Genomic DNA, 3,412 nt, shown 5'->3' on the forward strand with positions numbered 1-3,412 from the left:
GGCGAAAGGGAAATGGAGAAGATTATGTTTTATTTTTTGGGGCCAGGCTGCATGATTTCTATTTGGCTTCAATAGGGTCGCACTCTTCAAAAGTAAATCTTTATTGAGCTTTAATTATGTTTTACTAATGATGTTTTGTAAATGCACTCCCGATCATAATCGGGATTCCTGCGGAACGATTTTATTCGATGATCATTTTTTTCCTACCCACCTTTAGCTCCTACGGAGCTGTTTTAAAAATACAGCTGACTTTTATTTTCGTTGCGGTTTTACTCCTGTGTTTCTTTGCGTGGCAATCCCTAATCATCAGAAGGTTTCATTACAACATTCATAACCCCGGGCCACTCCCCATTTACAATTTCTTTCCTTTCAATTTTTGAAACATCAATCACCACATGTTTTATTTTTTCTCTGCGCCACGTATAAACAATATGCACCAGGCCATCTTTTGTTTGTATAACAGATGGATAAGAATACTGACTGATGGGTGAATCTTCCAGCAGGGCAACAGCAAACCATTTTTTTCCATCATCAGATATGGCAACATTCAACGGGGTTCTTGCACCTTTACCATTCGGCAAATTTTCTGCTGGCTTTACATGATTGTACACCAGCAATTGCCTTCCATCTTTTAGTGTTACTGCATCGGTACCAGAATTATTATTGGGTAATGCTGATGCCGTCATTGCATTCCATGTTTTACCTCCATCAGTACTCCAGCTTTCGTTAATAGTTCTGTTTTTGCTTCTGCACAACACCTGTAATTGTCCATCTTTATAATTTAAAATACTTGGTTGAATTGCAGACATAATTTTTCCGTCATTGATAGCTGCAGACTTTGTCCAGGTTTTACCATTGTCTTTGCTGTATTCAAAATGCACTTTCCATCCATCTTTTTCTGTGCTGGAAGGGCAAACTAAAACATCATTAATTAAAACCGATTTATTTTTTATCGGGCCTAAAAAACCTTCGGGTAAATTTTCCCTGCTGCTCCATATTTTGCCATCATCATTGCTACGCATCATGCAGCCCTTCCATCCTGCTACATTGGGGCCAATTTTATAAAATAATAACAGCTCTCCATTTTTGGCGTAATACAAAACAGGATTGTAACAGGGATAACGAAGCGTATCATTAATAATACCATCAGCAACTTTTACTGGAACAGTCCAATTATTATTTACAAATGTGCTGGTGTAAATGCACACATCTTTATTACCTTCTTTAGTACCACCAAACCATGCTGCAATTAAGCCGCCTGGTGTTTCAGCAATTGTAGCTGCATGGCTTTCAGGGAAAACTGCGTTGTTAAAAATAAATTCATCTTTCAATATGCCTTTCTTAAAATTCTTATTTCTAATAAATGAATAATTACCAGAACCAATTTCAAACACTGCAGCGCCATTATCCATTTTTATAAATTTTATACCCTTGTTTGTTACAACTGATTTTCCGCTTTCAAAAATTTCATCCGCACTGTTTGCAGGAATGTAAATTGTGGCAGCAGTATTTGCAGGAATAGAAACAGCCCATTCCAATTTATCAATATTATTTTTCCAATCACTTTTAATTAAACCGTATACACTTTTATAAGAGGCATTCACAAATTGTAACCCATCAGGAAAAACGGGTTTCATAATTATTTTTTTAAACCCCACATCATTTTTGCTGGTGCGTATGCTAGCAAGATTTTCATAATACCAAGTAATTAAATCTCCGAGTAACATGATATGATTTTGAGAATTCATTCCCGGATCGGCGGTGTTGCCATTCCATAATTCCCAAATGGTAGTGGCGCCATTTTCGGCCATATAACCCCAACCGGGATAAGTTGTATTGCTGGCTAAAGTGTAGGCTAAATCAGCATAGCCATATTCTGTTAACCCCCTCATCAAAAATTGTGTACCAATTAAACCGGTGCTGATATGATCGTGATTTTCAACATGAATTTTTTGCCTGATCTTTTCAAACACAATTGCTTTTAAAGAATCAGGCGTAATGCCAAAATATAAAGGCAACAAATTTGCTGTGACAGTATTATTGGAATAATATTTTTGCTGTGGATTATAAAATACTTTTTGAAATGATGCTTTAATACTGTCGCTTAATACCGAAAACATTTCAACATCATTTTTATTTCCTGTTAAGTTTGCAAAACGTTGCATGTAAGAAAGTAATTTATAATAATATGCCGTGGCAATTAATTTTCCATCGGTAAGCCTGGCCGGATCTTTTGCATGGATGAGCTGTAAACTTTCAGGCGGCACACACCAGTCGCCATATTTATCTTTGGTCATAATATGATCAACCAAATATTTTTGTTTCATGTACAGCATCCATTTTCTCATAGCTGCATAATTCTTCAGTATTGGTTTAACATCGCCAAATTGATTATATAAATTATTACTGATAGTGATAAAAGCTGCAGGCCAGGTAACATTATCGGAATAATAATTCCAAAAGGCGGGCGCTACATCAGGTATTGCTCCATCTTCTCTTTGCGACTGTTCAATATCATCCATCCATTTAGCGTACAGCCTGGCGTTATCAAACATAAAACTTTCGCCCTGTGCACCAATTACCCTGTCGCCCAGCCATGGCTGTCGTTCGTTGCGTTGCGGACAATCTACCGGCATACCTTTATAATTAGAAGCAATGCCCCACCAGGCATTTTTATAAATTTTATTTATGGTTGCATTGGATGTTTGAAAATATCCTGTAGTTTCTATTGCATCATACACCACTTCTCCAATAAAATTTTGTGGGTAAGGCCGTCCGGGAAAAGAAGAAATTTCTACATAGCGGAAGCCATGATATACAAAACTCGGGTGCCAACTTTCTCCTTTTACGCCTTTTAATGTATATACATCCGTAACTTTTGCATCCCTCAGGTTATCAACAAATAACTCTCCGTCAGGTTGTAAACTTTCGCCAAAACGCATCACTACTTTTTCCCCTTTCTTTCCATTTAACCCATTTAGTTTTATCCATCCCGAAAAATTCTGCTGCATATCAATTATATACTTTCCACCCGGCAGTTTTTTAACTTCCGTTGGTTTAATATACCGCATCACTTTCATTGGCTCACTCATTTGCGCTGTCATTTTCCCCAATGGCGCTGCTACTAATTCAGGTTGTAACCATTTGTTATCATCAAACCCCGCCCGCTGCCAGCCAATAAATTCTTTAGTGGCATCATACTCTTCGCCATCATATTCATTGTTGGTTCTTATCGGGCCATCAACATTCAGTTTCCAGCTTTCATCACTTACAATTATTTTTTTACTGCCATCGGCATATTCAATTTCTAATTGCAATAATAATTTTGGATAACCGAATGTATTGTGCTTTTGTGTTTTATAATTTTGCCGCATGGTAAAAAAACGGCCATTGCCTAATACCGTTGCAACAG

Annotated in this window: 1 protein-coding gene; it reads right to left on the minus strand. The window is 37.2% G+C overall.

The window, feature by feature from the left end:
* Positions 1-299: 299 nt before the first annotated feature.
* A partial coding sequence (locus ACY65O_RS13720; protein ID WP_462221426.1) for a family 78 glycoside hydrolase catalytic domain occupies positions 300-3,412 on the minus strand: 3,113 nt, incomplete at its 5' end.

The organism is Ferruginibacter sp., from assembly GCF_031430955.1.
Classification (GTDB): domain Bacteria; phylum Bacteroidota; class Bacteroidia; order Chitinophagales; family Chitinophagaceae; genus Ferruginibacter.